Origin of the sequence: Xanthomonas sp. NCPPB 2866 (assembly GCF_041475745.2) — a bacterium.
Lineage (GTDB): Bacteria > Pseudomonadota > Gammaproteobacteria > Xanthomonadales > Xanthomonadaceae > Xanthomonas > Xanthomonas arboricola.
In genome coordinates this window covers 2,632,297-2,656,094 of record NZ_CM192975.1, presented here as the reverse complement: position 1 = coordinate 2,656,094, position 23,798 = coordinate 2,632,297, and the positions used below count along the sequence as shown (strand labels likewise).

The following is a 23,798-nucleotide window of genomic DNA, read 5'->3' as shown; positions in this document are numbered from 1 at the left end:
CGTTTATGTCGGCTCGGTTAAGCTAAGCCTCTTTTGACGGAGTCTGGCCATGAAGGTGTTTCGCTTGCTGGTGATGTTGGCCTTCCTGCTGGTCGGTCTGATCATTGGTGCGGTCAATTCCCAGGACGTCACTCTCGACTTCCTTTTCTCCAGTGTGCACACGACCTCCGGAATCGCGATCATCGTCGCGCTGCTGGTCGGTGTGTTGATCGGCGCCGGCATGGTGCTGGTCAGTGTGGTCATTCCCCTCTATTCCAAACTGCGCCAGGCCAACAAGGCGGTTGCAGTCAGTCGCACCGACGCCGCCAGGCCCATTGCGCCTGCCGCAGTCGAGCCGCGCCCCTTTGATGGACTGTAAGCGCGTATGGACTTTCTGACCGAGTGGATCTGGTTCTTCCTGTTCGTGCCGTTGGCAGCGCTGGGGGGCTGGGTCGTTGGCCGCCGCGGTGGTCAACGCCACGGCGATACCCAGGTCAGTCGCCTGTCCAGCACCTACTTTCGTGGCCTGAACTATCTGCTCAACGAGCAGCCGGACAAGGCGATCGAGCTGTTTCTGCATATCGCCGAACTGGACAAGGAAACCTTCGAGACCCAGGTCGCGTTGGGGCATTTGTTCCGCCGTCGCGGTGAGGTCGACCGCGCGATCCGGCTGCATCAGGGCCTGGTGCAACGCGCCGACCTGACCGATCAGCAGCGGGTGCAGGCCTTGCTGGCGCTGGGCGAGGACTACATGAAGTCCGGCCTGCTGGATCGCGCCGAGACCGTGTTCACCGAACTGGCGCAACTGGATCAGCGTGCGCCGCAGGCGCTGCGTCACCTGATCGGCATCTATCAGGCCGAGCGCGACTGGGAAAAGGCGATCGACAACGCCACCCGTTACGAAGAAGTCACCGGCGAGCCGATGGGCAAGCTGATTTCGCAATTCGAGTGCGAGCTGGCCGACCGCTATCGTGGCCTGAGCAAGCCCGACGAAGCATTGCAGGCGATCGCGCGCGCCTACCAGGCCGATGGCACCTCGGTGCGCGCCGGCATTCTGGAGGGACGCATCGAAGCCGAGCGCGGACACGACGAAGCGGCAGTGCGCGCGTTCGAACGTGCTGCGCGGCATGATCCGGAATACCTGCCGGAGATCATTCCCGCATTGATGGCGGCCTATCGCCGGGTCGGCGATATCGCCGGTGCACGTAATTTCCTGTCCGAGATGACCGAGCACTATCGCGGCATCGCTCCGGTGTTGGCATTGACCCAGTTGATGGAAGCCCAGGACGGTGTGGCACCTGCGTTGGCCTACCTGGGCCGCCAGCTCAAGGACCGGCCCTCGGTCCGCGGCGAATCGGCGTTGATCGACCTGACCCTGGCCGAAGGCAGCGACCCGGTCGGCACCTTGCAGGACCTCAAGCACATCACCGACCAGTTGCTGGTGCGCAACCCGAGTTACCGCTGCACCCGCTGCGGCTTCGGCGCCAAGACCCATCACTGGCAATGCCCGAGTTGCAAGGAATGGGGCACGGTCAAGCCGCTGTTGAACTACGCGGTGGTCTGATGCCGCAGGCCTGGCTGTGGTGGTGTCTGTTGCACCTGACGGTCGCGGCACTGGGAACCTGGTTATTGCGACGTTACGCGCTGCATCGGCGGCTGCTCGATCAGCCGGGTGAACGCCGCAGCCATGTGGTCGCAACCCCACGTGGCGGTGGCATGGCAATCGTGGCAGCGCTGCTGTCTGGGTGCGTGGCAGCCGGCGTGATCTGGCCGGCTGCAGGCCCGATTCTTGGTTGGTTCGCGGCCGGGCTGGTGCTGGTGGCCGGCGTGGGTTGGTGGGACGACCATCGTCCGCTCTCGGCCAGGCTGCGTTTTGCGATCCACCTGTTGGCGTCGGTCATGCTGGGCTGGCTGGTCAGCCATTACACCGGCAGGCTCTGGGATGGCGTGCTCACCGCCATGGCGTCGGTACTGTTGATCAACGTCTGGAACTTCATGGACGGCATCAACGGCCTGGCCAGCAGCCAGGCGGCCCTGGCCGCGCTGGCGTTTGCTGCGGTCTTGCCTGGTGCCTGGGCGTGGGCCGGTCTTGCCGTCGCCGCGTCCTGCCTGGGATTTTTGCCGTTCAACTTTCCGCGTGCGCGCATCTTTCTGGGTGATGGCGGCAGTGGTGCGTTGGGATATGTGCTGGCTGCGTTGCTCGCACTGACGGTGGCCAGCGGCCAAGTGAGCTGGTGGATCAGTTGGTTGCCATTGACAGCATTTCTTGTAGACGCCGGCTTCACGCTGCTGTCTCGCATGCTCGCCGGGCAACGGTGGTGGGAGCCACACGCCCAACATCTCTATCAGCGTCTGGCACGCAGGCTTGAGACGCACGTTCCGGTAACCGGTATTTATTTCGCTTTCAGCGTCGCCGTCGTCTGCTTGTATGTGTTACTTCGTCATGATGCAACTTGGCTGCAGGTATCCGGAGCCCTGGTATGGGGACTGGGTGCCACCGCAATCTGGCACTTCCTGCGCGATGGATTGCGCAATTCCTGAGTAACGGACTTTTATGATTTCCTGGCGTGACCGTTTGACCAAGGCCCTGCCGCAAGCAGCGGTGGTGCTGCATGACCTGTTGATGGTGTGGGTGTGCTGGCAGTTGCTGCATGCAGGCCGCTACTCCATGCTGCGCGAGGCTCCCGATCTGCCGTTATGGGATTGGCGCACCGCGGTGGTCCTGGTCGCGCAAGGCCTGGTGTTCTGGAAGATGGGCCTGTATCGCGGGCTGTGGCGGTTCGCCTCGGTGCCGGACTTGTGGAACATCTTCAAGTCGAGTTTTCTCGGCCTGGTCGCGATCGTGCTGGCGCTGTCCTATGACCGCCTTGATGGTGTGCCGTTGTCGGTGCTGGTCGTCTATCCGTTCGCTCTGTCGGCGCTGCTGGGTACGCCGCGGCTGCTGTATCGGGCCTGGAAGGATTACCAGATCGCGCATTCCGGCGATGCCGCGCAGCGCGTCTTGATCCTTGGCGCGGGCCGTGCCGCCGAAGGTCTGGTCCGTGATCTGCGCCGCACCGGCGCATTCGTGCCGGTCGGCTATCTGGACGATGCCAACAATCTGCATGGCGCCAAGATCCAGGGCCTGAATGTGCTGGGCAACCTGGACCAGGCTGCAGCCATCGCCAAGGAGACGGCGGCCAAACTGCTGGTCATCGCGATCCCGTCGCTGGATGCCTCGGGCATGCAGCGCGTGGTGGCCATCTGCGAAAGTACCGGGCTGCCGTTCCGCATGGTGCCCAAGCTGATCAACGTGCTGGAAGGGCGCTCGTTACCCGGCGAGTTGAAGGAGGTCGCGATCGAGGACCTGCTCAACCGCAAGCCGGTTACCCCGGATTGGCGCCTGATTCGCGACTGGTTGACCAACAAGACGGTGATGGTGACCGGCGCGGGTGGTTCGATCGGGTCGGAAGTCTGCCGCCAGTGCGCCCGGCACGGTGCGCGCCGCATCGTGCTGCTGGAAATCGATGAGCTGGCGCTGCTGACCGTCGATTCGGACCTGCGTCGGTTGTTCCCCGATATCGAGGTGGTGCGTGTGCTTGGCGATTGTGGCGACCCGGCGGTGGTCGCGCATGCCTTGAACACCGCGCTGCCGGATGCCGTCTTTCATGCCGCCGCCTACAAGCAGGTGCCGCTGCTGGAAGAGCAGTTGCGCGAGGCGGTACGCAACAACGTGCTGGCCACCGAAAACGTGGCGCGCGCATGCCAGCGCGCACGCATCGAGACCTTCGTCTTCATCTCCACCGACAAGGCGGTCGAGCCGGTCAACGTGCTGGGCGCGAGCAAGCGCTATGCGGAGATGATCTGCCAGAGCCTGGACGCGCGCGATGCGCCAACGCGCTTCATCACCGTGCGTTTCGGCAACGTGCTGGATTCGGCCGGCAGCGTGGTGCCGTTGTTCCGCGAGCAGATCCGCCAGGGGGGCCCGGTCACGGTGACCCATCCGGATGTGACGCGTTACTTCATGACCATTCCGGAAGCCTGCCAGCTGGTGGTGCAGGCCGCGGCCTCTGCCTCGCATGGCGCGATCTATACATTGGACATGGGTGAGCCGGTGCCGATCCGCCTGCTCGCCGAGCAGATGATCCGTCTTGCCGGCAAGCAACCCGGCAAGGATGTGGCGATCCTCTATACCGGTCTGCGTCCGGGCGAGAAGCTGCACGAAACCCTGTTCTATTCCGACGAAGACTATCGCCCAACCGCGCATCCCAAGATTCTGGAAGCCGGTGTGCGCGAGTTCTCGCACGAGCAGGTGTTGCAGCTGGTGACGCGCTTGCGTGAGGCGGTTAACCGTTACGACATCAAGGCGATGGAGACTGTGCTGGGCAGTCTGATGCCGGATTTTGCGGCTGCTCGACGGAAAGTCGACGCGCGATCTGATACGGTCGTTCCATTCCCCGCACGTGAGGTCAGAAGACTTTAATGAGCAAGCGTATTCGCAAGGCCGTATTCCCCGTCGCAGGTCTTGGGACCCGCTTTCTTCCGGCAACCAAGACGGTGCCGAAGGAAATGCTGCCAATCATCGACAAACCTTTGATCCAGTACGCCGTCGACGAGGCCATCCAGGCCGGTTGCGACACGCTGATCTTCGTGACCAATCGCTACAAGCACTCGATCGCCGACTACTTCGACAAGGCCTACGAGCTGGAGCAAAAGCTCGAGCGCGCCGGCAAGCTCGAACAGCTGGAGCTGGTGCGACATGCCTTGCCGGAAGGCGTGCGCGCCATTTTCGTGACGCAGGCTGAAGCGCTCGGTTTGGGTCACGCAGTGCTGTGTGCCAAGGCCGTGGTCGGTGACGAGCCGTTTGCGGTGTTGCTGCCGGACGACCTGATCTGGAACCGGGGCGCCGGTGCGCTGACCCAGATGGCCGATGTGGCAGAAGCCTCGGGCGGCAGCGTCATCGCCGTGGAGGACGTGCCGCACGACAAGACCGCCAGCTACGGCATCGTGGCCACTGATGCGTTCGATGGTCGCAAGGGGCGCATCAACGCCATCGTCGAAAAGCCCAAGCCGGAAGTGGCACCGAGCAATCTGGCCGTGGTCGGCCGGTATGTGCTCAACCCGAAGATCTTCGAACTGCTCGAAGAGACCGGCGCCGGTGCCGGTGGCGAAATCCAGCTGACCGATGCGATTGCCGGACTGCTGCAGCAGGAAACCGTCGACGCCTACCGCTTCGAGGGCCGTCGTTTCGATTGCGGCGCGCATATCGGTCTGATCGAGGCCACCGTGCATTTCGCGCTCGAGCACGAAAAGCATGGCGGGCCGGCCAAGGAAATCCTGCGCACCGCATTGGCCGAGGCCGACGCGCGCGGCTGATTGCCTGGCCATCGCCTGCATCCACGAACGACGCCATCCGGCGTCGTTCGTCGTTTGGGGCCTCGCTGGGCGGGAATGCCGTACCGCTGGCTGATCGACACGTCAAGCGGCTTTGCCAGCGTGGCACGCTGGTGCAAGTCCGTGGTACGCGCCTGCGGCTAGAATCCTCGGCATGAGCCAGCCTGCCGAATCCAGCGAACTGATCAACGTGGTGGCCTTGCTGGGCGCTGCCGTGGTCGCCATCCCGGTGTTCCGACGTCTGGGCCTGGGCTCGGTGCTGGGTTACCTGGCCGCGGGTCTGGCGATCGGTCCTTTCGGCCTGGGCCTGTTCGATGACCCGCAGGCGATCCTGCACGTGGCCGAGTTGGGCGTGGTGATGTTCCTGTTCGTGATCGGGCTGGAAATGCGGCCATCGCACCTGTGGAGCCTGCGCAAGGAGATCTTCGGCCTGGGGACGCTGCAGATCGCAGTGTGCGCGCTGGTGCTGACCGGCATCGGCCTGTTGCTCGGCTTCGCGCCGCCGGTGGCATTCGTGGCCGCATCCGGCTTCGTGCTGACCTCCACGGCGGTGGTGATGCAGTTGCTGGCAGAGCGTGGCGATGTCGCCTTGCCGCCGGGCCAGAAGATCGTGGCGATCCTGTTGTTCGAGGACCTGTTGATCGTGCCGCTGCTGGCGATCGTGGCCTGGATGGGCGCCAACGGCGACCCGCAGGCGGCGACGCAACGCTGGCAGGACATCGGCATCGGTCTGGCCTGCATCGTCGGCCTGGTGGTGGCGGGGCGCTGGCTGCTCAATCCCTTGTTCCGCATCCTGGCCGCGTCCAAGGCGCGCGAGGTGATGACGGCGGCGGCCTTGCTGGTGGTGCTGGGCGCGGCGCTGTTGATGCAGGTCGGTGGGCTGTCGATGGCGATGGGCGCGTTTCTGGCCGGTGTGCTGCTGTCCGAATCCACCTTCCGGCATCAGATCGAGGCGGATATCGAGCCGTTCCGCGGCATCCTGCTCGGGCTGTTCTTCCTGGGCGTCGGCATGAGCCTGGACCTGCGTGTGGTTGCGGCAGACTGGCGGCTGATCGTTGCCGGTGTGCTGGCGCTCATGCTCGGCAAGGGCGTGTGCATCTACGCGGTGGCGCGGTTGATGCGCAGCGACCATCGCCAGGCGCTGGATCGGGGCGTGCTGATGGCGCAGGGCGGCGAGTTTGCCTTCGTGCTGTTCGCGGCGGCATCGGCCTCTGGCGTCATCGACGCACAGGTCAACGCCAGCCTGACGGCGATCGTGGTGTTGTCGATGGCGCTGACGCCGTTGTTCGTGCTGTTGCAGCGACGGCTGACGCCGGCCGCCCAGCCGTCGCTGGAAGGCGTGGACGCCGTCAGTGGGCAGACCGGCAGCGTGCTGATCATCGGGTTCGGGCGCTTCGGGCAGGTTGCCAGCCAGTCACTGCTGGCGCGCGATGTGGATGTGACCATCATCGATAACGACATCGAGATGATCCAGAGCGCAGAACAGTTCGGTTTCAAGATCTACTACGGCGACGGCACCCGGCTCGATGTGCTGCATGCCTCCGGTGCGCACAGCGCACGCGCGATCGCGGTGTGCATCGATAACCGCGAGGCGGCCAATCGGATCGTCGAGCTGGCAAGGCACGAGTTCCCGCACGCCAGGTTGCTGGTGCGCTCGTTCGACCGTGAGCATTCATTGCAGTTGGTCGCTGCCGGGGTGGACTACCAGATTCGCGAGACCTTCGAGTCGGCAGTGGCGTTCGGGCAGGCGGCCCTGGTCGAGCTGGGCGTGGACGAGGACGAGGCGGTCACCATCGCGCGCGAGATCCGGCGGCGCGATGCCGAGCGGTTCGAACTGGAGATTGCGGCCGGCAACACGCGTGCCGGCGCCGTGGCAGGGCTGATGTACGGCAATCTCACGCCGACCGTGCCCAAGCCCACGCCGTTCACCCCGCCGCGGCGGGAGAGCCGCACGCTCAATCCCGATGCGGTACCGCAGGCCAATCAGCCCGAAGCCGTGACCCGCGACTGAGTCGTGTGCGGCGTGAGCCGAAGCAGGGTCGGTGCTGCGGTTGCCTCGGCTGGTCGAGAAAAAACCTGGGGTGATAGAGCGGCCGGCACCAAGCTGCCGGCCTGAGGTGACAAGTTGATCGACTCAGCCGTGCCGGCGTTGAGCGGCCGCGAAGGCTTCCAGTTGCTCGGGCGTGGCGTCTTTCTGGTGCTGTTGTTTCCAGTCGGCAAACGGCATGCCGTACACCGCTTCGCGTGCCTGCTCCTTGCTCATCGGCTGGCCGTGCGCTTCGGCGGCTTCGCGGTACCAGTCGCCCAGGCAGTTGCGGCAGAAGCCGGCCAGGATCATCAGATCGATGTTCTGCACATCCGGGCGCTGCTGGTTGAGATGCTGCAACAGACGGCGAAATGCGGCCGCTTCGATGGACGTGGTGATGGAATCGGGTGTCGAGGTGGTGTCGGTCATGACGGAATCGGGGACAATAGACGGCCTTCGACTCTACACCTGACGCCCCATGACCGTTTCCGCGCCAGCTGCCTCTGCTCCGGCCCGCCTTCTCGATGGTCGCCGCATCGCCGAGGAACTGCTCGACGGGCTGAAGCTGCGCGTGGATGCGCGCCTGGCCGCCGGCAAGACACGCCCCGGGCTGGCGGTGGTGCTGGTCGGTGGCGACCCAGCCTCGTCGGTGTATGTGCGCAACAAGCGGCGTGCGGCGGAGAAGGTCGGCATCGAGGCATTCGATTACGATTTGCCGCAGGGCACCAGCGAGGCCGAACTGGCGCGGCTGATCGACCAGCTCAATGCCGACCCCAAGATCCACGGCATCCTGATCCAGCTGCCGTTGCCGGGCATTCCCGATGCCAATCGCCTGATCCAGCGCATCGATCCGCGCAAGGACGTCGACGGCTTCCATCCGCAGAATGTCGGGCACCTGGCGCTGCGCGAGTTCGGTCTGCGTCCGTGCACGCCGCGTGGCATCGTGACCCTGCTGGGGCACACCGATCAGCCGGTGCGCGGCCGCAACGCGACCATCGTGGGCGTGAGCAATCACGTCGGCCGGCCGATGGGCCTGGAGCTGCTGATCGCCGGTTGCACGGTCACCAGCTGCCACAAGTTCACCCCGCCCGAGGTGCTGGAAGCCAGCGTGCGCAATGCCGACATCCTGGTGGTGGCAGTCGGTCGCCCGGGCCTGATTCCGGGCGAATGGGTCAAGCCGGGCGCAGTGGTGATCGATGTCGGCATCAATCGGCTGGACGACGGCCGCCTGGTTGGCGATGTCGGTTTCGACGCAGCGGTGCAACGTGCGGCCTGGATCACGCCGGTGCCGGGTGGAGTCGGGCCGATGACGGTCGCCACGCTGATGCAGAACACGCTGGAAGCGGCCGACGCGGCTGGCTGAGGCGCGTGTAACGCTGCATTGCAGTCGCGTTGTGTCTTCGTGAAGGCTTTCAGGGTAAAATGCCGCGCTTCCCCAAACTCGGGTCCGCCGATGCTCCGCATCCAGGCTGAAGCTCTCACCTACGACGACGTTTCCCTCGTCCCCGCTCATTCGATCGTCCTGCCCAAGGACGTCAGCCTGGAAACCCGGCTGACCCGCGATCTGCGCCTGAAACTGCCGATTCTCTCGGCCGCGATGGACACAGTGACCGAGCACCGCCTGGCGGTGGCCATGGCCCAGCTGGGCGGCATCGGCATCATCCACAAGAATCTGACCCCTGCGCAGCAGGCCGGCGAAGTCGCCCGGGTCAAGAAATTCGAATCCGGCGTGATCACCGAGCCGTTCACGGTGAGCCCGGACACGACCATCGGCGAGGTGCTCAAGCTGACCCGCGCGCGCAACATCTCCGGCGTGCCGGTGGTGGATGGCAGCGAACTGGTCGGCATCGTCACCAGCCGCGACATGCGCTTCGAGAAGAAGCTCGACGATCCGGTCCGCCACATCATGACCAAGAAGGATCGCCTGATCACCGTGCGCGAAGGCGCCAGTGACGAGGAAGTGCTGGAGCTGCTGCACCGCAACCGCATCGAAAAGATCCTGGTGGTCAACGACAGCTTCGAGCTGCGCGGCCTGATCACGGTCAAGGACATCCAGAAGAAGACCGACAACCCCAATGCGGCCAAGGACGGGTCCACGCGCCTGCTGGTCGGCGCGGCGGTCGGCGTGGGCGGCGACACCGAACAGCGCATCGAACTGCTGGCTGCGGCCGGCGTGGACGTGGTCATCGTCGATACTGCGCACGGCCACTCGCAAGGCGTGATCGATCGCGTGGCCTGGGTCAAGAAGGCGTATCCGCAGCTGCAGGTGATCGGCGGCAACATCGTCACCGGCGATGCCGCGCTGGCACTGATGGACGCCGGTGCCGATGCGGTTAAGGTCGGCGTGGGCCCCGGGTCGATCTGCACCACGCGCGTGGTCGCCGGTGTCGGCGTGCCGCAGATCACCGCGGTGGACATGGTCGCCGAGGCGCTGCAGGACCGTATTCCGCTGATCGCCGATGGCGGCATCCGCTACTCAGGTGACATCGGCAAGGCGTTGGTCGCCGGCGCCTCCACGGTGATGGTCGGCGGCCTGTTCGCCGGCACCGAAGAAGCACCGGGCGAGGTCGAGCTGTTCCAGGGCCGCAGCTACAAGAGCTACCGCGGCATGGGCAGCCTGGGCGCGATGGAGAAGGGGTCAAAGGACCGCTATTTCCAGGATTCCAGCGATGCCGACAAGCTGGTGCCGGAAGGCATCGAAGGGCGCGTGCCGTATCGCGGCCCGGTCGGTGGCATCGTCCATCAGCTGATCGGCGGCCTGCGCGCCACGATGGGCTACGTGGGCTGCGCGACCATCGAGGAAATGCGCACCAAGCCGAAGTTCGTCACCATCACCGGTGCCGGCCAGCGCGAAAGCCATGTCCACGACGTGCAGATCACCAAGGAACCGCCGAATTACCGCATGGGCTGATGCCCGTGCGCGGGATTGGGGATTCGGGATTAGGGACGCGTAGCAGCCCGCCGCATCTCCTTCGGCAGGGCGCATCGCCGCCATCCCGCTGTTGCCAATCTCCAATCCCGAATTCCCAATCCCGGCGCCAATGACCAACATCCACAGCGACAAGATCCTCATCCTCGATTTCGGCGCGCAGTACACCCAGCTGATTGCGCGGCGTATCCGCGAGATCGGGGTGTATTGCGAGATCTGGGCCTGGGATCATGACCCGTCGGAGATCGCCGGTTTCGGCGCCAAGGGCATCATCCTGTCCGGTGGTCCCGAGTCGACCACCTTGCCGGGTGCGCCGGTCGCGCCGCAGGAAGTGTTCGACAGCGGCTTGCCGGTGTTCGGCATCTGCTACGGCATGCAGACGCTGGCAGCGCAGCTGGGTGGTGCGACCGAGGCGGCGGACCAGCGCGAATTCGGTCATGCCGAAGTCGATGTGGTGGCCGCCGATGCCTTGTTCGCAGGGCTGACCGATCATGCCGGCGCATCGCGTCTCAATGTGTGGATGAGCCACGGCGACCACGTGTCGCAGGTGCCGCCGGGCTTCACCGTCACCGCGGTGACCGACCGCATCCCGGTGGCGGCGATGTCCAACGAGGACAAGCGCTGGTACGGCGTGCAGTTCCATCCCGAGGTCACCCACACGCTGCAGGGCCAGACCTTGCTGCGCCGCTTCGTGGTCGATGTCTGTGGCTGCCAGACGCTGTGGACGGCGGCCAACATCATCGACGACCAGATCGCGCGCGTGCGCGAGCAGGTGGGCGATGATGAAGTGATCCTGGGCCTGTCCGGTGGCGTCGATTCGTCGGTGGTCGCCGCGCTGTTGCACAAGGCGATCGGCGACAAGCTGACCTGTGTGTTCGTCGATACCGGCCTGCTGCGCTGGCAGGAAGGCGACCAGGTGATGGCGATGTTCGCCGAGCACATGGGCGTGAAGGTGATCCGCGTCAACGCGGCCGATCGTTACTTTGCCAAGCTCGAAGGCGTCAGCGACCCGGAAGCCAAGCGCAAGATCATCGGCAACCTGTTCGTGGATATCTTCGACGAGGAATCCAACAAGCTGGCCAATGCCAAGTGGCTGGCGCAGGGCACGATCTATCCGGACGTGATCGAGTCGGCCGGCAGCAAGACCGGCAAGGCACACGTGATCAAGAGTCACCACAACGTCGGTGGCCTGCCCGAGCACATGAAGCTGGGCCTGGTCGAGCCGTTGCGCGAATTGTTCAAGGACGAAGTGCGCCGCCTCGGTGTCGAACTCGGCCTGCCGCGCACGATGGTGTACCGCCATCCGTTCCCGGGCCCGGGTCTGGGCGTGCGCATCCTGGGCGAAGTGAAGCGCGAATACGCCGAATTGCTGGCCAAGGCCGATGCGATCTTCATCGACGAACTGCGCAAGGCCGATCTGTACGACAAGACCAGCCAGGCGTTTGCGGTGTTCCTGCCGGTCAAGTCGGTCGGTGTGGTCGGCGATGCACGCGCCTACGAATGGGTGATCGCACTGCGCGCGGTGGAGACCATCGACTTCATGACCGCGCACTGGGCGCACCTGCCGTACGATTTCCTCGGCACGGTGAGCAACCGCATCATCAACGAACTGCGCGGCGTCTCGCGCGTGGTCTACGACATCTCCGGCAAGCCGCCGGCGACGATCGAGTGGGAGTGACATCAGGTTTTCGGTGACTGTCGCCAGTCGTCGAAAAGATGAGGCAAGTATCGATGATGGTGAAATAGTCCGGGTGCGCATGCGCCCGGACCCCGCCGTTGGCGGGGGAGGGTGAGGCGTGTTGCACTCAGGTACGTTCGACCTCCGCGGATGATGGGATGCTGGCCTGCGCTCGCGCCGTTGCTGGATGCCAGGATCACCCTCTAGAAGCGCGGGCTGCATTGCGCCTTTGCGTCAAACAAGACCGCAGCGGGATACCCTGCGCTCGACGAAGCGTTTCGACCAGAGCCGCAGTCATGCCTGCACGATCCGCACGGCTTCGACGCGCAATGATCGCCATGCACCGCACGCGCCTCGCCCAATGCCTAAACTGCAGCGACACCACCGTCGACGAAAAGCTCATGGCCGGCGACAAAGCTGCTCTCGCTGGATGCCAGGAAGAGGACTGCCCGTGCTACCTCGTTCGGTTCGGCCAACCGCCCGAGCGGAACACTCTTGCTCAGCGCCTCTTCAAGTTCGGGCTGCGAATCGAGGTAGCTGCGTATCAGGCGCGTCTGCGTGCCACCAGGCGAGACGACGTTCACGCGGATGCCTCGCTCCTTGAGGTCAGTGGTCCAGCTTCGGGCGAACGAGCGCACCGCGGCCTTGCTGGCGTTGTAAAGAGACTGGCCTGGCAGGCCCTTGCTGCCGGCGATGGAGCCGTTGAGGACGATAGCGCTGCCCGCAGTCATCAGCGGTAGCGCTTTTTGCACGGTGAACACCATGCCTTTCACATTGACGTCGAAGGTCGTGTCGAAATGCGTAGCGTCGATCGCATCGAGGGAGACGACCTCGTAGATGCCCGCATTGGCGAACACGACATCGACCTTGTGGTGATCGCGTTGGATCTGCTCGTAAAGCCGAGCGACGTCGTCGGAATTGGTGACATCGCCTTGCACACCGACTGCTCCGTGGCCGATCTCCTTGACGGCCTCGGTAAGTGCGTCCTGCCGACGCCCGGTGATGTACACGTGCGCGCCTTCCATGGCGAACAGCTTCGCCGTTGCCAGGCCGATGCCGTCGCTGCCCCCCGTGATCACCACCACTTTGTCTTCGAAACGGTTCGTCATCGTCCGGTGCCTTCTTCAAATATGGAGGATTGCTCCACTTATGATATGGAGATAACCTCCACTTGACAAAAGAGGGAGGAAAACGTCTGAGTGATGAACCTGCCCTTCGGGCTGACGCGCAGAAAAATCGGGAACTCATCCTTTCTGCAGCTGAAGCGCTTTTTCTGGAAAAAGGAGCTGGTGTCCCGCTCGAGGAAGTTGCCAGGCGCGCAGGTGTCGGCATCGGTACGCTGTATCGTCGCTTTCCCACGCGCGAGGCACTGTTAGCCGCGACCAGCAACGAGCGTTTCCTGTCGCTGGCGCAAGCCAGCCGTGCGCGCGACCGAGACCTTGCTCCAGGCGAGGCGGTACGCGCGTACCTGGAAGAACTTGCCAGGAACACGAGCATTTATCAGAGTCTTGCTGCTTCGATCGGGGCTGTTATCCAATGCGGGACACCCGGCTGTCATGCGATCACCGCAGAAGGGCGCCGGCTGCTTCAGCGCGGGCAGGACGCGGGTGCGATCCGTGGCGACGTCACGTATGAGGATTTCATTTGCGTGGTGACTGCCATCTCCCTTGCAGTCGAAAATGACCAATCATCGAAATCGCGTATCGGGCATTTCGTCGACTTGTTCTTGAATGGCATAAGCGTGAAAAGTCTGGATTAGCCAGCGATAATTCCGCTATCTCCGCACGAGTGGGCGCGAAAAAAAACCGCGCAATGCGCGGTTTGATCCTGGATCCACTGCAGTTGCCTGTCAGCGCAGCTTGGCCAGCGCCACGCGCGCATCGGCCATGAATTTCTGCGTTTCCTGTGGCGTGGAGAGGTTGGCGCCCAGCTGGTTGAGCACCTGCTCAATGTCGCTCGATGCGTCCCAGGCTTCGTCGCAGAGCATGCCGGCGATCGGGCCGAGATAATTCAGCGCGACTTTTTCCAATGCATCGCGGACGCGCTCGTCCGGTGGCGACCCAGCGCCTGAAGGTGCTGCGTTCGGTGCGGCGAGCGGCGTTGCGGCGGCCTGTGCCTGGGCCGCTGCAACCGCCGCACGCGGTGGTGCCGGCGCACCACCCAGATCCTGTTCGAAGCCGCCCATCAACCACTGGCGCGAGTCATCGCTCAGCAGCGAGGGCTTGCCCATGCCGGCGCCGGGATCGGCCTGGAAACGGGCCTTGGCTGCATTGACCATGGTGAGGCGTTGCACTGCCTCGTCATTGCGCAGCATGCGGAACACCACTTCCTCGATCTGCCCGGCGTTGAGGCGGATGATGCAGGAGTGGTTCTCCTCGGTGACGATGAACAGAAAGCCGGACGCCTTCTTCAGTGCCAGCGCCTTGAGCTCGCGCAGGACCTCGATCAGCGGACGGAATTCAGTGGACATGGCGTCTTCCTTGCATCATCTGGTACGGAATGGGTGCGCGCAGCTCAGCGTTTGCTGAGCCGCTCCATGGCCAGCCGGACACTGTTGGACAGGCGGGAGATGGCGCGCGCCAGGGTACCAATTTCATCCTTGAGGTTGACCTCGTCGATGGTGTGGTTCCACTTGCCCAGGCTCAGCTCTTCGGCCACGGTGGTCAGGTGCTGGATCGGGCGCAACACGCGGCTCCAGATCAACGCCCACTGCAGGCCGAGCAACAGCGCACACACCAGCAGGCCGATGCCGGCGATCCACAGCGACTGGCGCACGATCACGCCATTGACGTCGCTCTTGGGATAAGCCGAAACCAGGGTGAAGCCCCAATCGGGTACTTCCTGCTTGGTGACGACCCAGTCGTTGGGCGTTTCCTTGACGATCCGCTCGATGGTGGCGGTGTCGGTGGTGGCACCGGTGGTGGACTGGAAGCGCAGCTTGTTCTTGCTGTCGAACACGGCGATGAAGCCGGAGTCGAGCACGCGACGGCTGCTGACCACGTTTTCCAGCGCCTGGGTGTCGGCCTTGTAGCCCACGTACCAGGCACCGATCACGCGCTTGTCGTTGCCGGCGAAGATCGGCTCGTAGCCGGTGACGTACGGATTGCCGAGGATGTCGACCACGCCGTAGAAGCTTTCGCCGTTGCGCAGCTTGGCGGCGGCCTGGCCGTTCGGATCGAGCACGGTGCCGATGGCGCGGCTGCCGTCGTCCTTCTTGACGTTGGTGGAGATGCGCACGAAGTCATCGCCGGTGCGCGAGAACAGCGTGGCGGTGCCTTCGTGGATGGCGGTGACATCGTCGAGCATGTCGAAGACGTTGGCCTGCGCCTTCTGGCCCAGCAGCAGGTCGTTGGCGCTGCGCTCGCCCACGCGCACTTCGTTGCCGACGCTGGCGGCGCCGTGTGCGTTGGCTTCCTTGCGCAGCTGGCGCATGGAGGAATTGACGCGATCGAGCATCATCGCGCGGGTGACCGAGAACAGGGTCTGCAAGGACACCGACTGGCGCTCGATCGCGTCGCCGGTCTCGAACTTGACCCGGTTCGCTTCGGTAATGGCCAGGATGACCGTCAGTGCCACCACCACGACCAGCACCAAGGCCAGCACCGGCAACAGCAGGCGCACCCGCAAAGAGTGACGAAGCATCGCAATTCCCCTGAACGCGTTTAGTGATTGGATCGAACGCCGTCGCAGCCCCCCGGCAGCGGTCGGACCTAGCCGTTATCGGCTGTTGCGCATGATGCTGAAGCGGCCCCCACGCCGCTGGCGGTGCATACGATAGCTCAAGCCGATCGATTTGACAGTGCGCGTCGATCGCATCGTGCGCCTTGTGTTCAAGAATGGTGGACCGGGTTACAGAGTTCGGGCTGGCGGGCGCGGTGGGCGGCAAGATGGGCTAGCCCTCCAGGGGCGATCCATCGCGGTGCCGTCGGTGAGCCGGCCGATGCGCGCGGTGGCGTCTTTGTGTCGCGCCTGCCGTTGCCGCGCTACCGCGATGACCGGATGCAGCGGTGTTTGAAGAGCGACCTGCGCTTGCGATCTGCCTGGTCGCAGGCGGCTCAGGTTTCCAGCGACAGGATTCCCCGGCGCAGGGCAACGGTGACCGCATGGGTGCGATCGCGCACGCCGAGCTTGGCCAGGATGTTCTTCATATGCGCCTTGACCGTCTCTTCGGAGATGCTCAAGGCATTGCCGATCTGCTTGTTGGAGCATCCGGTGGCCACCAGGCTCAGTACCTCCGTCTCGCGGGCGGATAGCGCGTCGTCGAGCACGTGGGCGGCGATGTTTTCGGCCACCGACGCCGGAACATGCCGCCGCTGGCCGCGGCGCACGTCGCGAATGGTGTCGACCAGCTCGCGGCGCAGCGCGCTCTTGAGCAGATAGCCGCAGGCGCCGGCCTGCAATGCGCGCACCGCACGCACATCGCCCGTATAGGTGGTCAACACGATGACCTTGGCGGCGGGGTCGACACGGCGGATGCGCTGGATGGCTTCGACGCCATCCACGCGCGGCATCTGCAGATCCATCAGCACCACGTCCGGGCGCAGGCTGGCGTAGCAGGCCACGGCCTGTTCGCCGTCTTCGGCTTCGCCGACCACACGCATGTCGTGCTCGGCGGCTAGCATGGCACTGAGACCGTCGCGCAGCAGCGGATGATCGTCTACCACCAGCACGTCGGTCGGTTTGACCATCTCAGCCATTGGAGCTCTCCGTGGATCGTGCAGGTCGAAAGCGCCACCACCAGCGCGGTGGCGTCGCATAGGCGGTGCGGGCCGGAAGCGTGATCTGGATTGCGGTGCCGCTGCCTGGACGCGACCACAACTGCATCTTGGCGCCGATGCGTTTGGCGCGTTCCTGCATGCCGGTCAGCCCCCAGTGGCCGGTGCGTGCATGCCCATGCAGCACGTCCGGATCCAGGCCGCAGCCATCGTCGCGGATGCGCAGCACGAAGTCACGTGAACCGTAACGCAGTTCCAGCGCGATGCGCGCGGCGCCTGCATGGCGATCGGCATTGGCCAATGCTTCGCGGCCAAGCTGGAACACTTCGTCGGCCACCATCGGACGCAGCGCCACCGGGCGTCCTTCGACCGACACCTGCAGTTCGGCAGACGGCGGTGGCATGGTGGCCTCGCGTGCGCGCTGCAGTGCGGCGGCCAGATCCTGGCGCAGCGAATAACTGTCGCGCAGGCCGTTGACGCGGTCGCGGCCTTCGATCAGCGCATTCTCGGCCAGGTCGACCGCCTGTTCGAGCTCCAGCCGCCGCGGGTCGTCCTGCGGCAACGAGCGGCTGGCGGCATGCAGCCGCAGGATCAGGCCTTGCGTGCCCTGCAACAAGGTGTCGTGCAACTCGCGCGCGATGCGTTCGCGTTCGCGGTAGCGCTCTTCCAGTCGTGCACGCAGGCGTCCGGCAATACGCCGGGTGCGCATGCGCCACAGCATCGCAAGCGTCAGCAGCAGGGCGAGCGCAACGCACACCTTGAATTGCCAGGTTTGCACGAAGGCCGCTTCGATGACGAAATCCAGCGTGTCGCCGCGCGCGTTCCACACGCCATCGTTGTTGGCGGCGGCAATGCGGAAGCGGTAACGGCCGGGCGCGAGGTTGGTATAGAACGCCTCGTTACGGTTGCCGGCGTCCTGCCATTGCGCGTCCACGCCCTCCAGCCGGTAGCGGAAGCGCACGCGTTCGGGCCGGGTCAGGCTCACAGCGTCGTAGCCGATGCGCAGGCGGTGCGTCCACTTGGGCAGGCGCAGCCCGGCGGTGCGCGGGTAGGGACGGTCGTCGGCGACCACGTCGGTGATGAAGACCTCCGGCGCGGTGGGGTTGCGGTAGGTCTGTTCCGGGTCCAGCCAGGCCAGGCCCTGGTTGGTGGTGAACCACAACAGGCCGTCGTCGGCGGCGATGGCCGTGGGGACCGGTGTGGCCTGCTGGGCGACACCGGGCAACCCGTCCATGATGTCGTACAGGCGCAGCGCCGGGCTGACCACGCCCGATTGCACGCTCTGTAGCAGCGCACGTTGAGCGATCTGCACCACGCCGCGGTTGCCGTTCAACCACAGCGTGCCGTGCCGGTCCTGCACGATGCCGGTGATGCCCTGCAGGAGCGGATTGGTTTGATCGGCCACTTGCCGGAACCGGCCGTCGGCGCCCAGCGCTGCCAGCCCGGTTTCGCCGGCGACCAGCGTGAGCGACGGGCCTTGCCAGATGGCGGTGATCGGCCCCACCGACAGGCCATCTTCTGCGCTGTAACGCGTCACCTGCCGTCCCTGCAGCAGGCGCGCATCGCCCTTGATGGTGCCCACCCACAGGCCGCCATCGCGCGTATTGGCGAGCACCGTGCACGGGCTATCCTGCAGATCGGGCAGCGGCTGCCAGACGTTGCCGTCGAAAGCGTAGGGGCCGCCGGCATCCGGGCAGATCCGGGGATGGTTGCGGTTGTCCACGACGAAGGCGCGGATGGCGCCGGTCGCCAGGCCGAGCGGCAGCGCCACCGGTTGCACGCGGCCGACCTGCAGACGTAGCAAGGCGTGCTCGCCAAGCACCCAGCCATTGGCGGTCGCCGGCACATCCAGGATGTGGTGGGACGCACCACGCTGCAAACCTTCCACGCGATCGCGGCTCAAGGCCAGCAGCCGGCCATCGCGCAGGCTGGCCAGGAGCGGGCGTGCGGCGGTGCCCGGGGCGGGATTGAAGGTCGCCACGGCCATCGCCTGGCCCGGCAGCAAGGACGCCAACGGCAGCAACGCGCGATGTCGGAACCGGTTGAGGCCCAGATTGGTGCCGGCCCACAGATTGCCTTCGCGGTCCTCGAGCAAGGGGCCGGCAGTGGCCGAGGTCAGGCCTTGTACGGTTCCGAAGCGTTCCAGCACCGGCGTGGGCGATGTGGGTAAGGCGATCCGGAACAGGCCATGCGCCGCGTAGTCGCTGCCCCATAGCGCGCCATCGCGCATGAACCGGATGCGCCGCGCGAACAGCCCGGGAAATTGCGGCCGGGCACGGGCCGTGGCGGGCAGCACGTGGCCCTGCGCATCGGTCAACGCAAACACGCCGCGGTACGGGTCTGCGACCCAGATCGCTCCGCCCGGACTTTCGGCCATGGTGACGTAGGGACCCACCTGCTGGCCGCTGGGTTCGAAGCGTTTGGCGCCAGGCCGCAACGACAGAATCTGGGTACCGTCGCTGACCCAGAGCGTGCCGCGCACATCGCGCAGCAGCCAATGCGCGCGCTCGGCGGTGTAGCCCCAGTCGGCGCCTGCACGCTGCCAGCGTTGCCCATCGAACCAGCACAAACCGCCATCGATGGCGGCCCACCAGCGCCCACTGCCATCGTGCTCAATGCGGAACACCATGCCGGCGGGCACGTCCTTGCCCGGGCTGAAGTGCGTCAGGTGACCGTCGGCAATGCGATCGATGCCGGCGTTGAAGTAGCCGATCCAGGCGGTATCGTCCGGCGCCAGCGCAAGCGTGGTCATGTTGTGCGATGCATAGGCCTCGCCATCCGGCGCCGCCTGCCGCGCGAAACGGTCGCCATCGAACTGAAACAGGCCAAATCCGGTCGCCAGCCACAATGGCCCGGCCTCGGCTTGCTGGATATCCCAGATATCGGCCGGTGCGCCGCGCTCGGTGCTCCAGGCGGTGTGGTGGAATTGCAGCAGCCCCGCACGCGTTGCGGCGATGCCTTGGGCGTACACGGGATTGCACGGCCACCCGCAACTGCACATCACAACGATCACCGCCGCGCACAGGCGCCAGAGCAGGTGGAATCGGATGGGGGGCTCGCGCGGCATTGCAGCATTGTCGGGCGAGATCGGGGCCAAGCACCACCACCTCTTTCGGGGGAGGCAGGTCGGGCAGGAAATCGGCTACGCATGGACCGGCATGTTGCGTGGGATGCGTGCGTGTCGCTGCGATGCAGTGTGCGCCGAGCTGGATGCCAGCGGTTGGCTGCAGCAGTGATGACGCCGCCTTGTAGCGTGCCAGTCGTGCGCTGGCGTCCGCTTGGTTTGCGTGTGGTGCGGGTGTCGGCTTGGACACTGCAAAGCGCGACAGAAACAACGGCGCGGTATCGCCGCTGCATCGGCGTGCATGCGCGGTGCATGCCATGGCGATGCACCCATGCGATCCCATGCGTGCTTGTGGCAGCACGCGGGCTGCTCACCCGAAAGAGTGAGCGATCGGCCTCACCATCAGGGGTGGGGCGATCGGCAGGTTCGCCCCACCATGGCGGCATTCCCCGCCGGAGACGCCACATGGCACGTCTGACTGCCGCCGGCCGCCCCGATCTGCATGCAGGCAACACCAACGCACTGTACGCCCCGCGCGCACGCGCCGTGGCCAGAGCGCTGCAGTACATCGACACGCATCTGTATGAGCCCATCGGTGTGACGCAACTGGCCGGCGCCGCCTGCATGAGCCGCTTCCATTTTGCGCGCGTGTTTCGCGATGCGCTGGGCGCCAGCCCGATGGAGTATCTGCGTCGTCGCCGCCTCGAACGCGCCCAGGCCATGCTGCGCGAGGGCGGCCACACCATCAGCCAGATCGCCACCGATCTGTGCTTCTTCGATCAAAGCCATTTCGTCCGCAGCTTCCGCAACGCCACCGGCTGCACGCCGGCGCGCTTTGCCGCGCAAGTGGCGAACGATCCCTGCGCCGCGCGCCCCCAGCCGCGTGCGCAACGGCACATCGCTGGTTCTTTTTCATCCTCCCTGGAGCATCACGCATGACCACCGCCACCGCCGTCCCCGGTAAGTCCCTGTTGTCGCCCGGTGATCACGCGCTGATCCTGATCGACCATCAATCGCAGATGGCGTTCGCCACGCATACCATCGACATATCGGCGCTGCGCAACAACGTGTCGCTGATTGCCAAGGGCGCCAAAGGCTTCAAGGTGCCGGTGATCTTGACCACCGTTGCAGAGAAGTCGTTCTCCGGCCCGCTGTTTCCCGAGCTGCCGGAGATCTTTGCCGGCGAACCGGTGCTTGATCGCACCAGCATGAATGCCTGGGAAGACCAGGGTGTGATCGACCGCGTCAACGCCATCGGCAAGCAGCGTCTGGTGATTGCCGGGCTGTGGACCAGCGTCTGCATCGTCGGCCCGACGCTGTCGGCGGTCGAGCAGGGATTCGAGGTCTACGTCATCACCGATGCCTGCGGCGATGTCAGCGACGAAGCGCACGAGCGCGCGGTGACGCGGATGGTGCAGGCCGGCGCCGCGCCCATCACCAGCGTGCAGTACCTGCTGGAACTGCAGCGCGACTGGGCACGCAGCGACACCTACGACCTCACCACCGGCATCGCGCGTGCGCATGCGGGCGGCTACGGCATCGGCATTCAGTACGCCAAAACCATGTTCGGCGCGCAGGAAGGCGGGCATTGAACGCATCGGCACCACGTGGCAACGCCGGCCTTGCAGCGGCATTGCTGATGCTGCGCATTGCCGGCGGCGGTTTCCTGTTGCCGCATGGCCTGGGCAAGTTGCTGGGATGGTTTGGTGGGCCGGGGCTGGCTGGATTTGCCGCTGAATTACAGCAATTCGGCTTTCCGTCTGCGCAACCGTTGCCGTTGCTGCTGGCCTCGGTGCAAACGCTCTCGGGGCTGGCGGTGTTACTGGGTCTGTGGACGCGCGTCAGTGCTGCACTGGCGGCGGTGTTCATCGCCACCACCGTCGTGGTGGCCGTGCCCAAGGGCTGGTTCTGGATGCACGGCGGGATGGAATACCCGCTGATGTGGCTGCTGGTGTTGCTGGGGCTGGTTGCCGCTGGCGGTGGCGCATGGTCGCTGGATGGGCTGCGCAGGCGTGGTGCGGCATGAGCGGCGTACCGAATGATCACGATGCCGGGCGGCGCCTGTGGATGCAGGGCGCCGCCGCCGGTCTTGCGTTGGGCGCCTTGCCCGGCGCTTGGTCTGCTTCAAGGAAGTCTCCGATGGTCGATCTTGTCGTTCGCAACGCACGCATCACTACCCTCGATCCACGTCAGCCCAGCGCCACCGCCATTGCAGTGACCGATGGACGCATCGTGGCGGTGGGCGACGATGCGCAGATCATGGCGCTGGCAGCTGGCGCCCGCAGCATCGATGCGCAAGGCCGACGCCTGTTGCCCGGCCTCAATGACAGCCACACCCATCTGATTCGCGGCGGGCTCAACTACAACCTGGAGCTGCGCTGGGATGGCGTGCGCTCGCTTGCCGATGCGATGGCGATGTTGAAGGCGCAGGTCGACCGCACCCCAGCGCCGCAATGGGTGCGTGTGGTCGGCGGATTCACCGCGCATCAGTTCGTCGAAAAACGCTTGCCGACCCTGGACGAGATCAATGCCATCGCACCGGATACACCGGTATTTTTGCTGCATCTGTACGACCGCGCCCTGCTGAACCGCGCGGCCTTGCGCGCCTGTGGCTACGACAAGGCCACTGCCGATCCGCCCGGCGGGCGCATCGAGCGCGACAAGCTGGGTAATCCCACAGGCTTGCTGCTGGCCAAGCCCAATGCCCTGATTCTCTACACCAGCCTGGCCAAGGGCCCGCGACTGCCGTTGGAGTATCAGGCCAATTCCACACGCCATTTCATGCGCGAACTCAACCGGCTGGGGATCACCTCGGTGATCGATGCCGGCGGCGGTTTCCAGAATTATCCGGAGGACTACCAAGTCATCGAACAGTTGCACGCGGCCGACCAGTTGAGCGTGCGCATCGCCTACAACCTGTTCACCCAGAACAAGGGCAAGGAAGTCGACGACTTCCGCGGCTGGACCGAGATGCTGCCGGTGCGCAAGGGCGACGATCTGCTGCGGCACAACGGCGCCGGCGAAATGCTGGTGTTTTCGGCGGCGGATTTCGAACAGTTCAGCGAGCCGCGCCCGGAGCTGCCGCCGGAACTGGAGCCCGAGCTGGAGCAGGTGGTGCGGTTGCTGGTCGAAAAGCGTTGGCCATTCCGTATCCATGCCACCTACGACGAAAGCATCGGACGCATTCTCGATGTGTACGAAAAGGTCAATGCCGACATTCCGTTCGATGGCCTGCATTGGTTCGTCGATCACGCCGAAACCATCACGCCACGCAATATCGACCGCATTCGCGCCTTGAGCGGCGGCATCGCCGTGCAGCACCGCATGGCGTATCAGGGCGAAGCGTTTGTCGAGCGCTACGGCGTACAGGCTGCGCAGCACACGCCACCGGTGCGTCGCATGCTGGCCGCCGGCGTGCCGGTGGGCGCCGGCACCGATGCGACGCGCGTGGCCAGTTACAACCCGTGGGTGGCGCTGTCGTGGCTGGTCACCGGACGCACGGTGGGCGGTCTGGCGTTGTACGGCGAAGAGAACCTGCTCGACCGTGAGCAGGCGTTGCGGCTGTGGACGCAGGGCAGCGCGTGGTTCTCCGGCGATGAGGGCCACAAGGGCACGCTGGCGGCGGGGCAACTGGCCGATTTCATCGTGTTGTCCGACGATTACTTCCGCGTCGACGATGCCGCCATTGCCGACATCACCAGCGTGCTGACCGTGCTGGGTGGGCGCGTCGTCCATGGCGACGGCGACTTCGCCGCACTGGCGCCCACCTTGCCGCCGGCGATGCCGGACTGGTCGCCGGTCAACCGGTTCGGCGGCTATCACGTGGGTGGTGCGGTCAGCGGGCTTGCCAGCACCACGCACACGCATGGCCATGGCTGTCGCGCGCACGGGCCGCATGGACATGCAGCGCAGCATGCTGCGCCCAGCGATGATCTGCGCGGCTTCTGGGGCGCATTGGGTTGCGCGTGTTTCGCGTTCTGAGATCGGCACCACAGCGATGCGCCTGCCGGCGCATCCAGGCCCGTCACCTTGTT

General features: G+C 65.1%; 20 protein-coding genes. 14 read left to right on the top strand and 6 right to left on the bottom strand.

The genetic code is table 11. The features are described from left to right. Positions 1-49: 49 nt before the first annotated feature. The 6 genes from ACCQ04_RS11380 (at position 50) to ACCQ04_RS11355 (ending at position 7,363) form a co-directional block, all read left to right on the top strand. On the top strand, positions 50-358 hold the full coding sequence (locus ACCQ04_RS11380; protein ID WP_226427709.1) for a lipopolysaccharide assembly protein LapA domain-containing protein: 309 nt from the start codon (positions 50-52) through the stop codon (positions 356-358). A gap of 6 nt (positions 359-364) precedes the next feature. Beyond that, positions 365-1,543, top strand: coding sequence for a lipopolysaccharide assembly protein LapB (gene lapB, locus ACCQ04_RS11375; RefSeq protein ID WP_016903547.1), 1,179 nt, complete (start codon positions 365-367; stop codon positions 1,541-1,543). Next, positions 1,543-2,520 (top strand): MraY family glycosyltransferase, encoded by a 978-nt coding sequence (locus ACCQ04_RS11370; protein WP_226427741.1) that lies wholly within the window; start codon positions 1,543-1,545, stop codon positions 2,518-2,520. Before lapB ends, ACCQ04_RS11370 begins: the two co-directional genes overlap by 1 nt. A 13-nt stretch (positions 2,521-2,533) precedes the next feature. After that, complete coding sequence (locus ACCQ04_RS11365) at positions 2,534-4,441, top strand: polysaccharide biosynthesis protein (RefSeq protein ID WP_024939212.1); 1,908 nt, start codon at positions 2,534-2,536, stop codon at positions 4,439-4,441. Next, positions 4,441-5,334, top strand: a complete 894-nt coding sequence (gene galU / locus ACCQ04_RS11360; RefSeq protein ID WP_016903544.1) for a UTP--glucose-1-phosphate uridylyltransferase GalU — start codon at positions 4,441-4,443, stop codon at positions 5,332-5,334. Before ACCQ04_RS11365 ends, galU begins: the two co-directional genes overlap by 1 nt. A gap of 172 nt (positions 5,335-5,506) precedes the next feature. After that, a complete protein-coding gene (locus ACCQ04_RS11355; RefSeq protein ID WP_226427710.1) occupies positions 5,507-7,363 on the top strand; it encodes a monovalent cation:proton antiporter-2 (CPA2) family protein in 1,857 nt (618 codons plus the stop codon). A 123-nt stretch (positions 7,364-7,486) separates the two neighbouring features. Here the strand turns inward: ACCQ04_RS11355 and ACCQ04_RS11350 are convergent, their stop codons facing one another. Next, positions 7,487-7,807 (bottom strand): DUF1244 domain-containing protein, encoded by a 321-nt coding sequence (locus tag ACCQ04_RS11350; RefSeq protein WP_016903543.1) that lies wholly within the window; start codon positions 7,805-7,807, stop codon positions 7,487-7,489. A 49-nt stretch (positions 7,808-7,856) separates the two neighbouring features. Between ACCQ04_RS11350 and folD the strand changes: the two genes are divergently transcribed. The 3 genes from folD to guaA all read left to right on the top strand — a co-directional run bounded on the left by folD (position 7,857) and on the right by guaA (position 11,985). Beyond that, positions 7,857-8,741, top strand: a complete 885-nt coding sequence (gene folD / locus ACCQ04_RS11345; RefSeq protein WP_039521785.1) for a bifunctional methylenetetrahydrofolate dehydrogenase/methenyltetrahydrofolate cyclohydrolase FolD — start codon at positions 7,857-7,859, stop codon at positions 8,739-8,741. Between the two features lie 90 nt (positions 8,742-8,831). Further along, the gene (gene guaB / locus ACCQ04_RS11340) at positions 8,832-10,289 is read left to right on the top strand and encodes an IMP dehydrogenase (RefSeq protein ID WP_016903541.1); all 1,458 of its coding nucleotides are present in this window, start codon (positions 8,832-8,834) and stop codon (positions 10,287-10,289) included. 130 nt (positions 10,290-10,419) lie between these two features. Continuing rightward, on the top strand, positions 10,420-11,985 hold the full coding sequence (gene guaA / locus ACCQ04_RS11335; protein WP_024939209.1) for a glutamine-hydrolyzing GMP synthase: 1,566 nt from the start codon (positions 10,420-10,422) through the stop codon (positions 11,983-11,985). Positions 11,986-12,350: 365 nt separating this feature from the next. On the opposite strand, the gene ACCQ04_RS11330 is transcribed toward guaA, so the two are convergent. Beyond that, positions 12,351-13,094 carry an SDR family NAD(P)-dependent oxidoreductase gene (locus tag ACCQ04_RS11330; protein WP_226427711.1) on the bottom strand — a complete coding sequence of 248 codons (744 nt, stop codon included), beginning with the start codon at positions 13,092-13,094 and terminating at the stop codon, positions 12,351-12,353. Positions 13,095-13,180: 86 nt separating this feature from the next. On the opposite strand from ACCQ04_RS11330, the gene ACCQ04_RS11325 reads away from it, so the two are divergent. Continuing rightward, on the top strand, positions 13,181-13,744 hold the full coding sequence (locus ACCQ04_RS11325; protein WP_024939198.1) for a TetR/AcrR family transcriptional regulator: 564 nt from the start codon (positions 13,181-13,183) through the stop codon (positions 13,742-13,744). A gap of 90 nt (positions 13,745-13,834) precedes the next feature. Here ACCQ04_RS11325 and ACCQ04_RS11320 read toward each other — a convergent pair whose 3' ends face one another. The 4 genes from ACCQ04_RS11320 to ACCQ04_RS11305 all read right to left on the bottom strand — a co-directional run bounded on the left by ACCQ04_RS11320 (position 13,835) and on the right by ACCQ04_RS11305 (position 19,767). Then, positions 13,835-14,455 (bottom strand): DUF8082 domain-containing protein, encoded by a 621-nt coding sequence (locus ACCQ04_RS11320; RefSeq protein WP_226427712.1) that lies wholly within the window; start codon positions 14,453-14,455, stop codon positions 13,835-13,837. 44 nt (positions 14,456-14,499) lie between these two features. Beyond that, positions 14,500-15,627, bottom strand: coding sequence for a Cache 3/Cache 2 fusion domain-containing protein (locus ACCQ04_RS11315; RefSeq protein WP_065031540.1), 1,128 nt, complete (start codon positions 15,625-15,627; stop codon positions 14,500-14,502). 413 nt (positions 15,628-16,040) lie between these two features. Beyond that, complete coding sequence (locus ACCQ04_RS11310) at positions 16,041-16,682, bottom strand: response regulator (protein ID WP_024939195.1); 642 nt, start codon at positions 16,680-16,682, stop codon at positions 16,041-16,043. Beyond that, entirely contained in the window at positions 16,675-19,767 is a 3,093-nt protein-coding gene (locus tag ACCQ04_RS11305) for a sensor histidine kinase (protein ID WP_255618606.1), read from the bottom strand. Before ACCQ04_RS11305 ends, ACCQ04_RS11310 begins: the two co-directional genes overlap by 8 nt. Before the next feature lie 495 nt (positions 19,768-20,262). On the opposite strand from ACCQ04_RS11305, the gene ACCQ04_RS11300 reads away from it, so the two are divergent. The 4 genes from ACCQ04_RS11300 (at position 20,263) to ACCQ04_RS11285 (ending at position 23,745) form a co-directional block, all read left to right on the top strand. Further along, positions 20,263-20,703: a helix-turn-helix transcriptional regulator gene (locus tag ACCQ04_RS11300; protein ID WP_372358781.1), complete on the top strand. Its 441-nt coding sequence runs from the start codon at positions 20,263-20,265 to the stop codon at positions 20,701-20,703. Beyond that, positions 20,700-21,356 (top strand): hydrolase, encoded by a 657-nt coding sequence (locus tag ACCQ04_RS11295; RefSeq protein WP_039521767.1) that lies wholly within the window; start codon positions 20,700-20,702, stop codon positions 21,354-21,356. Before ACCQ04_RS11300 ends, ACCQ04_RS11295 begins: the two co-directional genes overlap by 4 nt. Next, entirely contained in the window at positions 21,353-21,790 is a 438-nt protein-coding gene (locus ACCQ04_RS11290; protein ID WP_104593320.1) for a DoxX family protein, read from the top strand. The genes ACCQ04_RS11295 and ACCQ04_RS11290 overlap by 4 nt, the downstream gene beginning before the upstream one ends. A 113-nt stretch (positions 21,791-21,903) precedes the next feature. Then, on the top strand, positions 21,904-23,745 hold the full coding sequence (locus tag ACCQ04_RS11285; protein WP_226427714.1) for an amidohydrolase: 1,842 nt from the start codon (positions 21,904-21,906) through the stop codon (positions 23,743-23,745). Positions 23,746-23,798 lie beyond the last annotated feature (53 nt).

Bases quoted from the DNA above. Each gene is read 5' to 3' on its own strand.
- ACCQ04_RS11295 (WP_039521767.1), top strand. From the start codon at position 20,700: ATGACCACCGCCACCGCCGTCCCCGGTAAGTCCCTGTTGTCGCCCGGT.
- ACCQ04_RS11315 (WP_065031540.1), bottom strand. From the start codon at position 15,627: ATGCTTCGTCACTCTTTGCGGGTGCGCCTGCTGTTGCCGGTGCTGGCC.
- ACCQ04_RS11370 (WP_226427741.1), top strand. From the start codon at position 1,543: ATGCCGCAGGCCTGGCTGTGGTGGTGTCTGTTGCACCTGACGGTCGCG.
- galU (WP_016903544.1), top strand. From the start codon at position 4,441: ATGAGCAAGCGTATTCGCAAGGCCGTATTCCCCGTCGCAGGTCTTGGG.
- folD (WP_039521785.1), top strand. From the start codon at position 7,857: ATGACCGTTTCCGCGCCAGCTGCCTCTGCTCCGGCCCGCCTTCTCGAT.
- ACCQ04_RS11365 (WP_024939212.1), top strand. From the start codon at position 2,534: ATGATTTCCTGGCGTGACCGTTTGACCAAGGCCCTGCCGCAAGCAGCG.
- ACCQ04_RS11285 (WP_226427714.1), top strand. From the start codon at position 21,904: ATGGTCGATCTTGTCGTTCGCAACGCACGCATCACTACCCTCGATCCA.
- guaB (WP_016903541.1), top strand. From the start codon at position 8,832: ATGCTCCGCATCCAGGCTGAAGCTCTCACCTACGACGACGTTTCCCTC.
- ACCQ04_RS11310 (WP_024939195.1), bottom strand. From the start codon at position 16,682: ATGGCTGAGATGGTCAAACCGACCGACGTGCTGGTGGTAGACGATCAT.
- ACCQ04_RS11305 (WP_255618606.1), bottom strand. From the start codon at position 19,767: ATGCCGCGCGAGCCCCCCATCCGATTCCACCTGCTCTGGCGCCTGTGC.
- ACCQ04_RS11320 (WP_226427712.1), bottom strand. From the start codon at position 14,455: ATGTCCACTGAATTCCGTCCGCTGATCGAGGTCCTGCGCGAGCTCAAG.
- ACCQ04_RS11350 (WP_016903543.1), bottom strand. From the start codon at position 7,807: ATGACCGACACCACCTCGACACCCGATTCCATCACCACGTCCATCGAA.
- ACCQ04_RS11380 (WP_226427709.1), top strand. From the start codon at position 50: ATGAAGGTGTTTCGCTTGCTGGTGATGTTGGCCTTCCTGCTGGTCGGT.
- ACCQ04_RS11330 (WP_226427711.1), bottom strand. From the start codon at position 13,094: ATGACGAACCGTTTCGAAGACAAAGTGGTGGTGATCACGGGGGGCAGC.
- lapB (WP_016903547.1), top strand. From the start codon at position 365: ATGGACTTTCTGACCGAGTGGATCTGGTTCTTCCTGTTCGTGCCGTTG.
- ACCQ04_RS11355 (WP_226427710.1), top strand. From the start codon at position 5,507: ATGAGCCAGCCTGCCGAATCCAGCGAACTGATCAACGTGGTGGCCTTG.
- guaA (WP_024939209.1), top strand. From the start codon at position 10,420: ATGACCAACATCCACAGCGACAAGATCCTCATCCTCGATTTCGGCGCG.